This is a genomic window from Chryseobacterium sp. AG363 (genome assembly GCF_003610675.1).
GTDB lineage: Bacteria > Bacteroidota > Bacteroidia > Flavobacteriales > Weeksellaceae > Chryseobacterium > Chryseobacterium cucumeris.
The window spans coordinates 272,182-287,606 of sequence record NZ_RAQF01000004.1 but is presented as its reverse complement, the minus strand read 5'-3'; the positions used below and the strand labels follow the sequence as shown (position 1 = coordinate 287,606).

Below are 15,425 nucleotides of genomic sequence, written 5' to 3'. Positions count from 1 at the left end.
TTTGTTACATTTGTAATGGCAAACCGATCAAAAAATGATCAATCTGTTTTCTTTAAAAAACTTTAATTATTATGTTAAATTCAGCCCGTTTTTTGCTGGTATTTCTTACATCACAAAATATAGAGTCATGAAAAAAGCAGTCCTATTAATTCCATGCTTCCTGTTTTCTTTTCTGAGAGCTCAGGAAATTCAGAACAGCCAGGCAGAAAAGATGAATATCATCAAGACCAATGTCACGGCATATGCATTCAGAAATATCAATCTGTCTTATGAAAGAGCTATCAACCAATGGTTTTCTGTGAACATTGGCTTTGGAACGATGACAGAAGGAAAAGTACCTTTTATCAATGCTTTTCTGAAAGATGAAGATGAAAAAAGATTCCAGAATCTAAGAGTAAAAGCGACTAATTTTACCATAGAGCCAAGGTTTTATATTGGACAAGGTTATGGAAAAGGTTTTTATTTTGCTCCTTATTACCGGTATTCAAGTGTGACTTCCAATACTTTTGATTTTTATTATGATTATAATGGTCCGAATGGAGTGACTTATCCAATCCCACTTAAAGGACATGGAGATACCAAAGGAAATAGTGGAGGTTTAATGGTTGGTGTACAGTTCTTTCTGACCAGAAGCAAGAATCTTGTATTGGATTTCTGGATCGCAGGCGCCCACTACGGAAGCGGAAAAGGAGATTTTACCATGACCTCAGATTATGTATTAACCCCGGATATGCAGGCACAGCTTAAAAAAGAAATTGAAAATCTGGATATTCCTTTTGTAAAATATACGGTAGAAACCAATGCCAATGGCGCCAGAATAAAAGTAGACGGACCTTGGGCAGGCTTCAGAAGCGGGCTTTCGATTGGATATAGATTTTAAAGACTCACTTTTATACACTATGAAACCGCTCTTTTCCAGAGCGGTTTGCTTTTTCCTGAAATTTGTATCTTGGATCCCATTATTAAAAAACTTTTCAGGAAAACAACATTGTATGGACTCAACAGCTATTACCACAGGTCAAAGAATCAAAGCCATTATAGGTGGATCTATCGGAAATCTTGTTGAATGGTATGACTGGTATGCATATGCAGCGTTTGCCATTTATTTCTCCCATTCTTTTTTCCCTGATTCTGATTTGAATGCACAACTGATGAATACCGCAGGAATATTTGCCGTAGGTTTTCTGATGCGTCCTATCGGCGGATGGCTGTTCGGAAGTATTGCAGATAAAATCGGAAGAAAAAAAGCTATGACACTTTCTGTTTTGTTGATGTCTTTCGGATCTTTACTGATTGCCCTTACTCCTACTTATCAATCTATAGGTATTCTTGCTCCTATATTGCTTTTACTGGCAAGATTACTTCAGGGATTAAGTGTGGGTGGTGAATACGGAGTTTCCGCAACTTACCTCAGCGAAATGGCGACTCAGGACAGAAGAGGATTTTATTCAAGTTTTCAATATGTCACTTTGATTGGCGGACAGCTTATAGCATTAGGAATTCAGCTTATTTTACAAAAACTATTACTCACAGAAGCTCAGCTGGAAGAATGGGGCTGGAGAATTCCTTTTGTAATTGGGGCACTCCTTTCTATTATTGCATTATATCTTCGGGCGAATCTTCACGAAACAGAAGCTTTTGAAAATAAAAAGACAGTCAGCGAAAAGAAAAAAGGAACCGTAAAAGAACTTCTGAAACATCCAAAAGCTCTGCTTACCGTTGTGGGGCTGACTTTAGGAGGAACGCTGGCATTTTACACCTATACAACTTATATGCAGAAATTTCTGGTGAATACGGTACATCTTACCAAGGAAGAGTCTACTTTAGTTTCTTTCATTTCGTTATTTATTTTCGCCTGCCTTCAGCCTGTATTTGGTGGATTATCCGACAAGATCGGAAGAAGGCCGCTTCTTTTAGGTTTTGGTATTCTGGGAACCTTATGCACCGTTCCGCTTCTTACAGCATTGAGTGCAACGACGTCCATTTGGACTGCATTTTTCCTGATTATGGCAGCATTAATTATTGTCAGCGGCTATACATCCATTAATGCCGTCGTAAAAGCTGAGCTGTTTCCTTCCGAAATCAGAGCACTGGGTGTAGGTTTACCTTATGCCATTACCGTAGCTGTATTTGGAGGAACTGCAGAATATATTGCACTTTGGTTTAAAAAGATTGGATCTGAAGAATATTTTTACTGGTACATTACCGGTTGTATTCTTTTTTCTCTGGTTGTTTATGTTGGAATGAAAGACACCAAGACAACTTCTACACTGGATAAAGACTAATATCAGAAATACTATAAAAATCGAGCGCCACAGAAATTCTGTAGCGCTCGTTTTATTTTTTAATGATAGGCCTGTTTAAATTTTTCAATCATACTATCCAGATTGTGACGCTGGACGTATATACTTTTTACCTCTTCATACCTCGGTGATTTGTAGAAAACCTCGTGGAAATCCATACTACCGTTTCCTACTTTTACAACTTTCTGTACTTCGATATTCAACTTTCTTAATTCGTCTTTGAAGACTTTAAATTCATCTTGGATACTACTGCTCATTAATATTTATAGTTTTTTAGTTAAAAATTCCATTCACCCCTTCAAATGTTAGGGGTAACCTCTCAAATTCCGAATAAAGTTAGTAAATTTATTGACACAAAGTAACACTTTGATAATATTTTATTATTTTTTTTACAAATAGTAAGTCGATATTATTCGATTGATGCATATTTCGTATTTTTAATCTCAAAAAAAATTGTAACAACCTTATACAAACCATGAATAATAAAGCATTTTTCTCTTTATTCTTTTTACTACTGCTCACTTTCCTGCATGGTCAGAAAATGGAATTTAAAGCACCGGATTATGTAGAAATTCAAAAAAATATTGAGGATAAAAATTCAGAATTTTATTATCCGAAACTTTTAAAGAGGTTAAAACAGAACGATACCCTTCTTACCAGCAATCAATACCGTCATCTTTACTTCGGATATACCTTCCAAAAAGAGTATCAGCCTTATAAAATGGGAAAGAAGTCTGAAGAAGTTGCCAAATATTATCGTGGAGAAGGTATTTCACAAAAAGATCTTTCGAAGGGAATCCAGTTATTTTTGGGCGCGCTAGATGAAAATCCGCTGGATCTTAGGGCCATGAATTATCTCGCCTATTTGTATCATTTAAACAATGATGACGCCACTGCTGAAAAAATTGCAGGAAATTTCCACGGATTATTAAATGCCATTCTTACCTCGGGTGATGGATTGACCTGTGAAACAGGCTTTCATGTAATTACCGTAACAGATGAGTATGCCCTTTTAAACAGATTTCAAATGGAAACAAAATCACAAAGTCTGAAAGGAAAATGTGACTATCAGGAATTTGAAAAGGGCAAATACAAAGTTCCTGGATTTTATTTTGACATCAGCAGATTCTATGGAAGGATATTAGATTAATAATTTCCTGATATTGTATTCATTATTTCATCACGTTTTACTATTCAAAAATAACCGATATCAATTTTTATAAAAATAAATTTCATATGATTTTACCCTAAACAAAAGGGGTTGGAAGGAGGAGAAATATTTTTTTCAAAAAAAATTTAAATCTTGTGTAACATTTTTTTAAGGTTCGTCTCTAAAAGACAAATAAACTTTAAAACTTTAGAAATCATGAAAAAATTCACATTCCTTTTGATTATCATGTTATTTTTTTTAGCAGTATGCAATATATTCGGTCAACAAACAACTTATCCTTTTGAAGTAAAGAAAACCGGAAAAGGAAATCAATCTTTACTATTCATTCCGGGATTTGCATCTTCGGGAGATGTTTGGAATGAAACCACTGCAAAGTTTGAAAAAGATTTCACCTGTTATACTTTAACGATGGCTGGATTTGCCGGAACAAAACCACAGGCAGATGCCAGCTTTAAAGACTGGGAAAAAGAAATAGCTGATTACATCAAAAATAATAAGATAGACAAACCTATTCTCATCGGACACAGTATGGGAGGCGGTCTTGCCTTAGCTATAGCAGCCGACTATCCCGAACTTGTAGGCAAAATTATTATTGTAGACACACTACCCTGCCTGGCAGCCTTATCTGATCCTAATTTTACTTCTAAAGAAAAAAATGACTGCTCGGCTACTATAACTCAGTTAACAGCTATGAATGATGAACAGTTCCGAAAAATGCAGGCTCAGGCTATGCCACGTCTCTTAGCAGATACTTCGATGCAGGAAACCGTGATCAATTGGAGCATGAAATCTGACCGAAAAACATTTGCTAAAATGTACTGCGATTTTTACAATACCGATCTCAGAGAAAAAATAAAAACCATCCAATGTCCTTCTCTTATTCTTCTGGAATCCTTTTTTGTTAACCTTAAACCCACTATTGAAGGGCAATACAAAAATTTAAAGAATGCCAATATGCAGTATGCTTCAAAAGGATTACATTTCATTATGTACGATGATAAGGATTGGTATTTTAGCCAGCTTAACAACTTTTTATCTGCGAAATAATGGTTTTCGAAGAGATATACGAATTCTACTGGCAAAGGATATTCCGGTTATGTATGGGATATGTGAATGATACTGAACTCGCTCAGGATCTTGCCCAGGAGACATTTATTATAGTCTGGCAGCAGCTCCCGAAATTTAGGAATGAATCCAGCATAGGGACATGGATTTTCAGAATAGCTTCTAACAACTGTCTCCGGCAGATTGAAAAGGAAAAGAAATTTGCCAAAACAGATTTACCCATCAACCTGGAAGAAAAAAAACAGGAATCTATGGAACCTCAGATTCAAATGCTCTATCAGTTTATTTCAGAGTTGCCTGAAACAGACAGAATTATTATTTCATTGGAACTGGAAGAGATAAGGCAGGCTGAAATAGCCCATATAGTAGGACTTTCAGAGTCTAATATCAGAGTAAAGATTCACAGGATAAAAGAAAAACTAACGCAAAAGTTTAAAGACAATGGATACTAATATCGATTTCAAAAATATATGGAAGCAGCAAACTTCAAACAAACCCAATCTGGAAGAACTTCTCGGAAAACTGAAAAAATTCAGAAACCAGAACCTTCGCAAATTGATTCTCGCCAATGTAGCTTTAGTCACTACCTCCATATTAATTGCTTTTATCTGGTACATTTACCAGCCTCAAATGATCACTACAAAAATTGGAATTGTACTTGTTATTCTGGCTATGGTCATCTTTCTTCTGGCCTATAACAAAATGTTTATGATATTTTATAAGATTGATCAGACCCAAACGAACAGTGAATATCTTCAAAGTTTATATGTGGTAAAAAGCAAACAGAAATGGATAGAGACTACGATACTCAATCTGTATTTTATGATGCTCTTTCTGGGAATTTGTTTATATATGTATGAATACACATCGAGGATGTCCTTTGGTTTTGGTATTCTAACCTATGTTATAACATGTGCATGGATCGCTTTCAACTGGTTTTACCTGAGGCCACGAACCATAAAGAAACAGCAGAGAAAACTTAACGAATTAATTAATAAATTTGAAGAGATCAATAATCAATTAAAAGAATCATGATTTCTTCTGACAACAAAAACCACTGGGAAAATGTATATGAAACCAAAAATCCTGATCAGGTAAGCTGGACCCAGAAAAAACCACAGACCTCGCTTGACTTTATTCTTTCTTCAGGATTGGGAAAAGATGCCAGCATTATTGATATTGGTGGTGGAGACAGTAAGCTTGTTGATTTTCTTCTTGAAGAAGGATACGAAAATATTACAGTGCTTGATATCTCTGCCAAATCTCTGGAAAAAGCAAAGAAAAGACTGGGAGATGCAGCCGTTAAAGTAAAATGGATTGTCACAGATATTACGGCCTTCGAACCTACAGAAACCTATGACATATGGCATGACAGAGCTGCTTTTCACTTCCTGACAACTTCGGAGCAGGTCTCAAAATACATCGATATTGCAGAAAAGAATGTAAATAACTTTATGATCCTCGGAACTTTTTCGAAAAACGGTCCCACCAAATGCAGTGGATTGGATATTCAGCAGTATGATGAAGAATCATTATCTGAAAAATTTGAAAAAAGTTTTAAAAAAGTAAACTGTATTACTGAAGATCACACCACTCCTTTTGACACTGTTCAAAATTTTGTATTCTGCAGTTTTAAAAAGCAGTAATGAATTGTATGTAGTTAATTAAATAAAAAAAAGAGAGTCATTTCTGGCTCTCTTTTTTGTTTATCTCATTTCAAAGGAATGGTTTCTCTCTGATTATGACTCTTTTTCTTCTTGCATTTCCACTTCATGGCGAAGCTGGGCTTTATAAAGCGTCGCATAATATCCGTTCTTATCCAGAAGTTCAAGATGCTTCCCTTCTTCTACGATTTTACCATGTTCCATTACAATAATCTTATCAGCTTTTTCAATGGTAGAAAGTCTGTGGGCAATAATAATGGAAGTTCTGTTTTTAGTAATTTTTTCCGTTGCTCTCTGAATAAGCTTTTCACTTTCATGATCAATGGAAGATGTAGCTTCATCCAGAATTAAAATTTTCGGATCTGATAAATAGGCTCTCAGAAAAGACAAGAGTTGTCTCTGTCCTAAAGAAATAGACGAACCTCTCTCGCTCACTACATAATCATATCCGCCAGGAAGCTGCTGAATGAAATCATCAACTTCAATTTCTCTGGCTCCTGCTTTTATTTTCTCCAAGGTAATACTGTCGTCCCCAAAAGCAAGGTTTTCAAAAATACTTCCGTGGAAGAGGAATACATCCTGCAATACTACTCCGATATGACTTCTGAGATTATAAAGCTCATAATCTTTTAAATCCACATCATCAATCAGAATATTTCCGGAGTTGATATCATATAATCTTGTAATCAAACTGATAATAGTAGATTTTCCGGCACCTGTTGCTCCTACAATCGCTACAGTTTCTCCCGGGTTTACTTTGAAATCAATTCCTTTCAGCACTTCCTGCTTTTCATCATATGCAAAGTGTACTTTCTGGAATTCAATTTTTCCGGCAAAATGATCTTTCTTCACCGTTCCGTTATTAGGCATTGAGTTTTCCTCATCCATTAATCCCAATACTCTTTCTGCTCCTACAATTCCTCGCTGGATATTATTAAAACGGTCTGCAATCTGTCTCAAAGGACGGATCAGCATTGAAATATACTGGATAAAGGCAATCACCACACCGGCACTGATCGTAATATAGCCTCCGTAGAAAAGGATAAAACCGATGAATAGTGAAGAAATAAGTTCTACTACAGGAAAGAACAGTGAGAAAATAAACACAGTTCTCAGCAATGCTCCCTTCAGCGTAATATTAATATCATCGAACTTTTTGAACTCAGATTCCTGTCTGTTGAAGACCTGAATGATCGACATCCCTGCCAGTCTTTCCTGAACAAATGAGTTTTGATTGGCCGTCCAGTTTCTTTCATCGCCGAAAGCTTTTTTCAGTCTTTTCTGAAAGAATCTTGTAATTACCACCATTAAAGGTAAAATAGCTAACGTAATATAACTCAGGTGAACATTGGTGCTGAACATCATCACCAATACAAACAGAATTCTCAGAATATCTCCGAATACCATCAGGAAACCGTCTGTATATACTGTTGCAATGGTTTCCACATCTCCTACGGCACGCGTCACCAACTGCCCGATAGGTGTTTTGTCAAAAAATGAAGTTTTGAAATAAATCAGTTTAGCATATAAACGCTCTCTGATATCCCTGATCACATTTTGCGAGATAAAATTTGAAAAATAAACCAGGAAAAAGTTTAATATCGTTTCAGCAAACACCAATCCCACAAGGACGTAGATGTGTTTCATCATCAAAGCTTTATCATGCAGCTTTGTAATATCATTATCCACCACCTGCATGGTAAGATAAGGTCTGTAAGTAGAAACGATGGAAAGGAATATGGAAATGATAAGGGTAAGGATGAACCAAGAACGAAATTTCATTCCGATAAAGAACAGCCTTTTTATAATTCCCCAGGTATCTTGTTTTTTCATTGTACGAATCGAAAGAAAGAATTAAAATAAAATTCTATGCAAAAATAAGACATTATAATCGGACTGCCTTTACAACTTTTGCAAATCGTCATAGAAAATATCAGATACCTACCATTTACAATATGAATATATTAAACTTCATTTTACATCCAATCCAGTACATATTCCACTTTTTTCTCTTATTTCTCAATGCAGGAAAAAGAGACGATGTGATACTTACTGCTGATCAATAGTCTTCCCTATTTCTTCAATTTCGATGGTTTTTGCCGGTCTTTCTTTTATAAACTTATTTTCAAGGAATTTATAAACTCCCCAAACGGCAACAATAGAGATGAGCCAACCTACAATATTCACTCCGGAAAAGCCTGTATAATTTACATTATCTACGGACTCAGGATCTGTTATTCCCAAATACACACCGTAACCCATACCTAATACAATCTGGGTTCCCAGATAAATTCCAATAGCTAAAACACCGTATTGCCATTTTGTTTTTCCAAATCTTTCTGCCAGCTGGGCATAATATCGATAGGCACCGATAAGAATAAAAATTGATAACATGATTATTATTTTGTTTTTAGTTTTTTTATTTAAAATTCATACCCTACATCTACCAGATACAGCCCGTGTCCCGGCGCTGAGGTACCTGCAGCATTGCGGTTTTTGTCTTCAATTACTTTACGAAGATCTTCCGGTTTCAGTTTTCCTGTTCCTATTTCTACCATCGTTCCGACAATTGCGCGAACCATATTCCTCAGAAAACGATTGGCAGAAACGGTAAATTTCAATTCCGTTCCGTTCTGTTCCCACTCTGCTTTATAAATTTTACAGATATTGGTCTTGTTGTCTGTTTTTAACTTGGCAAAACTGGTGAAATCTTCATATTCAAAAAGAATCTTACAGGCCTCATTCATCGCATCCACATCCAGACCTCTTTTCCAGTGCTGCCATGCAGATTCCTGAGTGAAGGGATTTTTTTCCAATGAGATAAAATATTCGTAGGTTCTGTACGTGGCATCAAAACGGGCATGAAAATCATCTTTTACCGGAAAAATTTTTTTAATGGAAATATCAGGAGGAAGAAAACTGTTCAGTCTTCTTACAAGCTGATCATCCAATTCTTTTTCCGTATCAAAATGGGCAAATATTTTTTTAGCATGAACGCCTGTATCGGTTCTTCCTGCTCCTGTAGTTTTTATCTCTTCGCGCAAAATGGTAGACAGCGCTTTTTCCAGTTCTTCTTGCACAGAAATGGCATCCGGCTGTATCTGGTAGCCGAAATAATTCTTTCCGTTGTAAGAAAATTCAATAAAGTATCTCAATGTATTGTAATAACTCCACAAAAATACTTTAATTTAACGAAATATTTATCGAAAAGTCTTCGAGAATATTACATCAATGCTTATGAAAATTCCTATTTTTGCAATCGTATGAAAAGATGGTACCTTTATCCTTTTTCCCTCGGTTATCATTTGGTAACGGGTATCCGGAACACAATGTATGATCTGGGAGTTTTTAAGTCGACAAAATTCAAGACACCGATAATCAATGTCGGAAACCTTTCTGTGGGCGGAAGCGGGAAGTCACCCATGGTGATGTATCTTGCTCAATTCTTATCCAAACATTACAGAACAGGAGTACTTTCACGTGGTTACGGAAGGCTTACCAAAGGTTATGAAGTAACAAATTACGAAAGCAACTACAAAATGGTGGGTGATGAAGCAATGCAGCTTTTTGAACGTTTTAAAAACCGTTTCGTAATTGCCGTTTCCGAAGAACGTGTTCCCGGAGCCAAAAAAGTAATTGACGATATGGATCTTGAAGTTCTTGTATTGGATGATGCCATGCAGCACAGAGCTATCAAAGCCGGATTCAATATTCTGATGACCGATTTCAGTGATCCTTTTTTCAAGGATTATCTTCTTCCTGCCGGAGACCTGAGAGAGTCAAGAGCAGGATATAAAAGGGCCGACATCATCATGGTCAGCAAATGCCCTGATGAACTGACAGAGGAAACCAAAAGATATTATATTTCAAGAATAAGACCTTCTTACGGACAGAAAGTATTCTTTTCATCCATCGGTTATGACGAAAATGTATACGGAAAAGATAAAATGCTTCCGGATAATAACCTGAATTATTATGATATTTTACTGATCACCGGAATTGCCAATCCTAAACCGCTTTTGGAACATCTGGCAAAATTCTCAAAAAGAGTAAAGCATTTAAAATTCAGAGATCATCACAATTTCACGGATGATGATATTAAAAAAATCCTTGCCGAGTATAAAAAATTAGGGGAATATAAACTGATATTAACCACAGAGAAAGACTATGTACGTCTGAAAACTTTTGACTATCTTAGAGAAATTGTTTACTACTGGCCTATCAATGTATTGATTGATAAGAAAGAAGAATTCAATCAAATAATCTTAGATTATGTTAGAAAAAATTAAAGAAACTGCAGATTTTATTAAAAATATTATTCAGCAAACCCCTGATTTTGCAGTTGTTTTAGGATCCGGACTTGGTAAATTACAAAATGAAATAGAACCGATCCATATTTTAGAGTACAAAGACATTCCTCATTTTCCACAGACTACAGTGGCCGGACATACCGGAAAACTGATTTACGGAATTCTGGAAGGGAAAAAAGTACTGATGATGAGCGGACGTTTCCATTATTATGAGGGACATTCTATGGAAACGGTGACATTCCCCATAAGAGTTTTTCATTTGCTGGGAATTCAAAACCTTATTCTTTCCAATGCCTGTGGTGGTGTAAACCCAGCTTACAATGTTGCAGACATCGTTATTCTGAAAGATCATATCAACATGATGCCTGAGCATCCTTTACGTGGGAAAAATATAGATGAGCTCGGACCTCGTTTTGTAGATATGAGCGAACCTTACAACAAAAAAATGATTGCCACAGCGGAAAAGGCTGCTGCTGACCACCAGATTAAAATTCATCAGGGAGTTTATGTAGCGCTACAAGGACCAACTTTTGAAACTCCTGCCGAATATGGAATGATTAAAGCCATCGGCGGTGATATGGTAGGAATGAGTACCGTTCCCGAAGTTATTGTTGCCAGACATATGGAAATGGATGTTTTCTGTATCTCTGTGATCACGGATCTTGGCGGGCCGGATATAGCTTTTGCCGTTTCTCACGAAGAGGTTCTGAATGCAGCCAACAAAGCAATGCCCAACGTAATTGCCGTTGTAAAAGGCTTGGTTAAAAACTATCAGTAAAAAACTTCAATCAGAAATATTACAACTGAAGGCGTAACATTCCCCTCCCACGCAGGGTTGGCAAAAATTTAAAGAATTTTTGACGGGGTGGTTTTCATACTCCCACTCTCCCATCCCATAGAATCCATCAATATTATAAATTTTTCCTAATTCCAGGAGAAATCAATCTCAGATTGCAATTCATTGTTTAGATTTGTACAAATGAAATTGTACGAGATGAGAAAGTTGATACTAATTTTTATGATAGGTATTTTTGGAATAAGCTATTCACAAAAAGTGCCTGCCGTCCTTAAAACGGGATTTTCAAAAGAAGCTTTACAGCAGAAACTGGAAGATGAAAATGGAAAAACCATTACCATCAAACAGATTTTGGCTCAGCATAAAGGAAAAGTTTTAGTGATTGATTTTTGGGCAGGATGGTGTAGAGATTGCTTAAATGCACTTCCAAAAGCCAAAGAATTAGAAGAAAATAATAAGAATATTGATTTTGTATTTCTGTCATTGGACCGTTCAAAAGAAGGGTTTGAAAAAAGTCTGGAAAGATTTGATATGAAAGACAAAGAAAACTATTGGTTTTCTACAGGCTGGAAGAACGATTTCAATAATTATGTAGATCTAAACTGGATCCCGAGATATATGGTGATTGATCAGAAATCTTCCATTGCAAAATATTATGCAATATCTCCTGAAGACCCTGAACTTCAACAAACCATAGACAGGCTTTTAAAATAATTATTATTTATCTAATCCGAAAAAAACATAAAAAACTCATTGAAAACCAAAAACTTTCAGTGGGTTTCAAATTTTATACCCATAGCACCATGATTACAAGAGAAGCCACAGAACAGGATTTAGCAATCCTTTTAGAATTTGAACAGGGAGTTGTTACTGCCGAAAGACCGTTCAACAGTACATTGATTGAAGGAGAGATTCATTATTACGATTTAAAACATCTGATACAATCTCCCGAAGCAACCGTAATTGTTGCCGAAGAAAATAATGAAATCATTGCATCAGGATATGCTCTGATTAAGAAAGCGGCAAAAGATTATTATCAGTTTAAAGAATATGCCTATCTCGGTTTTATGTATGTAAAGCCCGAACACAGGGGAAGAGGAATCAATAAAGTCATTACGGATGAACTCATTTCCTGGTCAAAATCAAAGGGAATCAATGAGGTAAGACTTGATGTGTATGCACAAAATGAATCTGCCATAAAAGCGTATGAAAAGGCAGGTTTTGAACCTCATCTTCTTACCATGAGACTGAAGGCTTAAAAGGCGGAAGAAAGAAGATGGGAGATGGAAGTAATCTTAGTACGTTGAATAATCTGTTATTTTTTTAAATTAATTTTCAATAAACAGGTCATCAATTTCCATATCATACTTATTAACCTCCGGCCTCCTGCTACAAACTTTTATAAAAAACTTACCTTCTACAAAAAATTTACCGTCAATAAAGGAATCCATATCTTTGTATATGGATTTTTCTTTGCCTCTTCGTAAAATTATTCATGTGGATATGGATGCATTCTATGCTTCTGTGGAGCAACATGATAATCCCACACTGAAAGGCAAGCCCATCGCCGTAGGAGGACAACACCGTGGTGTAGTGGCAGCCGCAAGCTATGAAGCCAGAAAATTTGGTGTTCGTTCTGCAATGCCCAGCAAAACAGCCAAAGAAAAATGTCCGCAGCTTATTTTTGTTCCTCCCCGATTTGCCCGATACAAAGAGATCTCCAAAAAAATCCGGGAAATTTTCTATGAATATACTGATCTGGTAGAACCTCTGTCTCTGGATGAAGCTTATCTGGATGTCACCGAAAATAAAAAAGGTATGGAATCTGCGAATCTGATCGCCAAAGAAATCCGTCAGAAAATTTTTGAACAGACCGGATTAACAGCTTCTGCAGGAATTTCCGTCAATAAGTTTTTAGCTAAAGTCGCTTCCGACATTAATAAACCGAACGGCCAGAAAACCATTCATCCTGATAAAATGGAGCATTTTCTGGAAGAGCTGCCTGTAGAAAAATTTTACGGCGTTGGAAAGGTTACGGCTAACAAAATGTTTAGTTTAGGAATTTACAAAGGAAAAGATTTAAAAAAGAGATCACTTGAAGATCTGATAAGACTTTTTGGAAAATCCGGCCAGCACTATTATAATGTGGTTCGCGGAATTCATACTTCTGAAGTAAAACCTCATCGGATTCAGAAAAGTGTGGCTGTAGAAAGAACTTTTTTTGAAGATCTACTGGATGAACAACAGATCAATGAAAAACTGGAAAGTCTTGCAGAAGAAATTCATCAAAGGCTACAGAAAAATAATATTCTGGGTAGAACTTTAACGTTAAAAATAAAATACAAAGATTTCTCTCTTTTCACAAGAAGTATCACAAAGGAAGATTATTTTTCATCACCGGAACAGTATTATAACACCGGAAAAAAACTTTGGGAACTTCGTCCTTTTGATAAAGCTGTTCGTTTGCTCGGATTATCTCTCTCTCACCTGAATACAGAAGAAAAAAAGCAGGTTTCGGTTCAACTAAAAATTCCGTTTGAAGAATTTGAAAATGATTAAATCATATTTTTTTGCTACCTTGTATCGACCAAATCAGCAAATTTATGAACCCAACCATGATCCAGTTTTTCCACTGGTATTCTGAAGGAGACGGAAAATTGTGGAAAGAAGCCGAAAAACAGGCCAGATATTTAGCAAAACTTGGAATTACTTCTGTATGGTTTCCTCCTGCCTACAAAGGGACAAATGGCGGCTATTCCATCGGTTATGATGCCTACGACCTGTATGATCTCGGAGAATTTGATCAAAAGGGAACTCTTCCTACCAAATATGGTACTAAAAAAGATTACACAAAAGCCATTAAAGCCTTAAAGAAGCAAAATATACAGATCATTGTAGATATTGTTCTGGGACATAAAGCAGGAGGTGATGAGCTGGAGAAATTCAAGGTTGTCAAAGTAGATGAGGAAAACAGGGAAAAGGTGATTTCCGAAGTGATCGAAATAGAATCTTACACGAAATTTACCTTTCCGGGAAGAGGAAAAAAATATTCAGATTTTGAATGGAATTTCACCTGTTTCAGTGGTGTAGATTATGCTGAAGGGATGGATTCCCATATTTTCAAAATACAGTCAGAATACGGAAACGACTGGGAGGAAATGATTGATGATGAAAAAGGGAATTACGACTACCTGATGTATAATGACATTGAGCACCGGAATCCTTTTGTACGGGAAGAACTTAACACCTGGGCAAAATGGTATTTTGATCAGACCGATTTTGATGGGGTAAGGCTTGATGCTTTAAAACATATTTCTTTTGATTTTTATAAAGAATGGCTCACACTGCTCCGTTCCAATTCCGGAAAAGATATTTTTGCTGTAGGAGAATACTGGGCTCCGGGATATCTTCATCTTCTTCAAAAGTATATTGAGGTCACGGAAGGCTGCATGAGTCTTTTCGACAGTTCTTTGCAAAATAACTTTCATACAGCTTCCAGAGAAGGTGATTCTTATGATCTCCGAAGAATTTTCGATGAAACTCTTACTCAGGCAGATCCTATGCATTCTGTAAGTTTAGTAGCCAATCATGACACTCAGCCATTACAGGATCTTGAAGCTCCCGTAGAACCTTGGTTCAAGCCAATTGCCTATGCCCTTATTTTATTGAGAAAAGACGGTTATCCCTGTGTATTTTACCCCGATCTTTATGGTGCTCATTATGTGGACAAAGACAGAGAAGGTAATGATCAGGAAATATTTATGCCAAAAGTAGATGGTATTGAAGAGCTATTAAAAGCGAGGAAGGATCATGCTTACGGTGAGCAGCATGATTATTTTGAAGATGCCAACTGTCTTGGCTGGGTACGTACAGGAGATGATGAACATACCGGATGTGTCGTAGTTTTAAGTAATAAGGATGCTTACAATAAGCCTATGGAAGTGGGAACGCTTTACGCTGGGAAAAAATTTAAAGATATTTTGAAACGATTCAAAGAGAAAGTAATGATTGATGAAAACGGCTGGGGAGATTTTCCTGCTCCGGCAGGAAATGTGAGTGTCTGGATTCCTGAATAAGATTAATTTATCAGAAACCCCTGTCAAGGTTTGGAACCTT

17 protein-coding genes are annotated in these 15,425 nt (G+C 36.4%); 13 read left to right on the top strand and 4 right to left on the bottom strand.

Translation table 11 applies throughout. The features are described from left to right. The first annotated feature begins 127 nt into the window (after positions 1–127). Together DEU39_RS17605 and DEU39_RS17600 are read left to right on the top strand one after the other, a co-directional pair. On the top strand, positions 128–880 hold the full coding sequence (locus DEU39_RS17605) for a hypothetical protein (RefSeq protein ID WP_062675924.1): 753 nt from the start codon (positions 128–130) through the stop codon (positions 878–880). A 112-nt stretch (positions 881–992) separates the two neighbouring features. Next, the gene (locus DEU39_RS17600; RefSeq protein WP_120232929.1) at positions 993–2,285 is read left to right on the top strand and encodes an MFS transporter; all 1,293 of its coding nucleotides are present in this window, start codon (positions 993–995) and stop codon (positions 2,283–2,285) included. 59 nt (positions 2,286–2,344) lie between these two features. Here DEU39_RS17600 and DEU39_RS17595 read toward each other — a convergent pair whose 3' ends face one another. Further along, positions 2,345–2,560: a hypothetical protein gene (locus DEU39_RS17595; protein ID WP_034696179.1), complete on the bottom strand. Its 216-nt coding sequence runs from the start codon at positions 2,558–2,560 to the stop codon at positions 2,345–2,347. Positions 2,561–2,778: 218 nt separating this feature from the next. Here DEU39_RS17595 and DEU39_RS17590 point away from each other — a divergent pair, with 218 nt between their 5' ends. The 5 genes from DEU39_RS17590 (at position 2,779) to DEU39_RS17570 (ending at position 6,185) form a co-directional block, all read left to right on the top strand. Further along, positions 2,779–3,453: a DUF4919 domain-containing protein gene (locus DEU39_RS17590; RefSeq protein WP_120232810.1), complete on the top strand. Its 675-nt coding sequence runs from the start codon at positions 2,779–2,781 to the stop codon at positions 3,451–3,453. 216 nt (positions 3,454–3,669) lie between these two features. Next, positions 3,670–4,521: an alpha/beta fold hydrolase gene (locus tag DEU39_RS17585; RefSeq protein WP_120232809.1), complete on the top strand. Its 852-nt coding sequence runs from the start codon at positions 3,670–3,672 to the stop codon at positions 4,519–4,521. Further along, positions 4,521–4,991 carry an RNA polymerase sigma factor gene (locus DEU39_RS17580; protein WP_120232808.1) on the top strand — a complete coding sequence of 157 codons (471 nt, stop codon included), beginning with the start codon at positions 4,521–4,523 and terminating at the stop codon, positions 4,989–4,991. The genes DEU39_RS17585 and DEU39_RS17580 overlap by 1 nt, the downstream gene beginning before the upstream one ends. After that, positions 4,981–5,574: a hypothetical protein gene (locus DEU39_RS17575; RefSeq protein WP_062675850.1), complete on the top strand. Its 594-nt coding sequence runs from the start codon at positions 4,981–4,983 to the stop codon at positions 5,572–5,574. Before DEU39_RS17580 ends, DEU39_RS17575 begins: the two co-directional genes overlap by 11 nt. Continuing rightward, the gene (locus DEU39_RS17570) at positions 5,571–6,185 is read left to right on the top strand and encodes a class I SAM-dependent methyltransferase (RefSeq protein WP_120232807.1); all 615 of its coding nucleotides are present in this window, start codon (positions 5,571–5,573) and stop codon (positions 6,183–6,185) included. The genes DEU39_RS17575 and DEU39_RS17570 overlap by 4 nt, the downstream gene beginning before the upstream one ends. 93 nt (positions 6,186–6,278) lie before the next feature. Here the strand turns inward: DEU39_RS17570 and DEU39_RS17565 are convergent, their stop codons facing one another. From DEU39_RS17565 to truA, 3 genes are all read right to left on the bottom strand, one after another. After that, positions 6,279–8,036 (bottom strand): ABC transporter ATP-binding protein, encoded by a 1,758-nt coding sequence (locus DEU39_RS17565; RefSeq protein ID WP_120232806.1) that lies wholly within the window; start codon positions 8,034–8,036, stop codon positions 6,279–6,281. A 216-nt stretch (positions 8,037–8,252) separates the two neighbouring features. Further along, entirely contained in the window at positions 8,253–8,597 is a 345-nt protein-coding gene (locus DEU39_RS17560; protein WP_062675847.1) for a hypothetical protein, read from the bottom strand. Between the two features lie 29 nt (positions 8,598–8,626). Beyond that, a complete protein-coding gene (gene truA / locus DEU39_RS17555; RefSeq protein ID WP_062675846.1) occupies positions 8,627–9,358 on the bottom strand; it encodes a tRNA pseudouridine(38-40) synthase TruA in 732 nt (243 codons plus the stop codon). A gap of 108 nt (positions 9,359–9,466) precedes the next feature. Between truA and lpxK the strand changes: the two genes are divergently transcribed. The 6 genes from lpxK to DEU39_RS17525 all read left to right on the top strand — a co-directional run bounded on the left by lpxK (position 9,467) and on the right by DEU39_RS17525 (position 15,385). Then, positions 9,467–10,492 carry a tetraacyldisaccharide 4'-kinase gene (gene lpxK, locus DEU39_RS17550; RefSeq protein WP_062675845.1) on the top strand — a complete coding sequence of 342 codons (1,026 nt, stop codon included), beginning with the start codon at positions 9,467–9,469 and terminating at the stop codon, positions 10,490–10,492. Beyond that, the gene (locus DEU39_RS17545; protein WP_120232805.1) at positions 10,476–11,291 is read left to right on the top strand and encodes a purine-nucleoside phosphorylase; all 816 of its coding nucleotides are present in this window, start codon (positions 10,476–10,478) and stop codon (positions 11,289–11,291) included. Before lpxK ends, DEU39_RS17545 begins: the two co-directional genes overlap by 17 nt. 216 nt (positions 11,292–11,507) lie before the next feature. Further along, positions 11,508–12,023, top strand: a complete 516-nt coding sequence (locus DEU39_RS17540; protein WP_120232804.1) for a TlpA family protein disulfide reductase — start codon at positions 11,508–11,510, stop codon at positions 12,021–12,023. Positions 12,024–12,112: 89 nt separating this feature from the next. Continuing rightward, a complete protein-coding gene (locus DEU39_RS17535; RefSeq protein ID WP_120232803.1) occupies positions 12,113–12,568 on the top strand; it encodes a GNAT family N-acetyltransferase in 456 nt (151 codons plus the stop codon). A gap of 202 nt (positions 12,569–12,770) precedes the next feature. Then, positions 12,771–13,868, top strand: a complete 1,098-nt coding sequence (gene dinB / locus DEU39_RS17530) for a DNA polymerase IV (protein ID WP_062675841.1) — start codon at positions 12,771–12,773, stop codon at positions 13,866–13,868. 44 nt (positions 13,869–13,912) lie between these two features. Next, entirely contained in the window at positions 13,913–15,385 is a 1,473-nt protein-coding gene (locus DEU39_RS17525) for an alpha-amylase (protein ID WP_120232802.1), read from the top strand. The last annotated feature ends 40 nt before the right edge of the window (positions 15,386–15,425 follow it).

What these genes read in the sequence shown, in the direction of transcription:
- dinB (WP_062675841.1), top strand. Translation starts at nt 12,771, where the DNA reads ATGGATTTTTCTTTGCCTCTTCGTAAAATTATTCATGTGGATATGGAT.
- DEU39_RS17545 (WP_120232805.1), top strand. Translation starts at nt 10,476, where the DNA reads ATGTTAGAAAAAATTAAAGAAACTGCAGATTTTATTAAAAATATTATT.
- DEU39_RS17605 (WP_062675924.1), top strand. Translation starts at nt 128, where the DNA reads ATGAAAAAAGCAGTCCTATTAATTCCATGCTTCCTGTTTTCTTTTCTG.
- DEU39_RS17525 (WP_120232802.1), top strand. Translation starts at nt 13,913, where the DNA reads ATGAACCCAACCATGATCCAGTTTTTCCACTGGTATTCTGAAGGAGAC.
- DEU39_RS17590 (WP_120232810.1), top strand. Translation starts at nt 2,779, where the DNA reads ATGAATAATAAAGCATTTTTCTCTTTATTCTTTTTACTACTGCTCACT.
- DEU39_RS17575 (WP_062675850.1), top strand. Translation starts at nt 4,981, where the DNA reads ATGGATACTAATATCGATTTCAAAAATATATGGAAGCAGCAAACTTCA.
- DEU39_RS17585 (WP_120232809.1), top strand. Translation starts at nt 3,670, where the DNA reads ATGAAAAAATTCACATTCCTTTTGATTATCATGTTATTTTTTTTAGCA.
- DEU39_RS17600 (WP_120232929.1), top strand. Translation starts at nt 993, where the DNA reads ATGGACTCAACAGCTATTACCACAGGTCAAAGAATCAAAGCCATTATA.
- DEU39_RS17540 (WP_120232804.1), top strand. Translation starts at nt 11,508, where the DNA reads ATGAGAAAGTTGATACTAATTTTTATGATAGGTATTTTTGGAATAAGC.
- DEU39_RS17535 (WP_120232803.1), top strand. Translation starts at nt 12,113, where the DNA reads ATGATTACAAGAGAAGCCACAGAACAGGATTTAGCAATCCTTTTAGAA.
- DEU39_RS17565 (WP_120232806.1), bottom strand. Translation starts at nt 8,036, where the DNA reads ATGAAAAAACAAGATACCTGGGGAATTATAAAAAGGCTGTTCTTTATC.
- DEU39_RS17570 (WP_120232807.1), top strand. Translation starts at nt 5,571, where the DNA reads ATGATTTCTTCTGACAACAAAAACCACTGGGAAAATGTATATGAAACC.
- DEU39_RS17580 (WP_120232808.1), top strand. Translation starts at nt 4,521, where the DNA reads ATGGTTTTCGAAGAGATATACGAATTCTACTGGCAAAGGATATTCCGG.
- lpxK (WP_062675845.1), top strand. Translation starts at nt 9,467, where the DNA reads ATGAAAAGATGGTACCTTTATCCTTTTTCCCTCGGTTATCATTTGGTA.
- DEU39_RS17595 (WP_034696179.1), bottom strand. Translation starts at nt 2,560, where the DNA reads ATGAGCAGTAGTATCCAAGATGAATTTAAAGTCTTCAAAGACGAATTA.
- DEU39_RS17560 (WP_062675847.1), bottom strand. Translation starts at nt 8,597, where the DNA reads ATGTTATCAATTTTTATTCTTATCGGTGCCTATCGATATTATGCCCAG.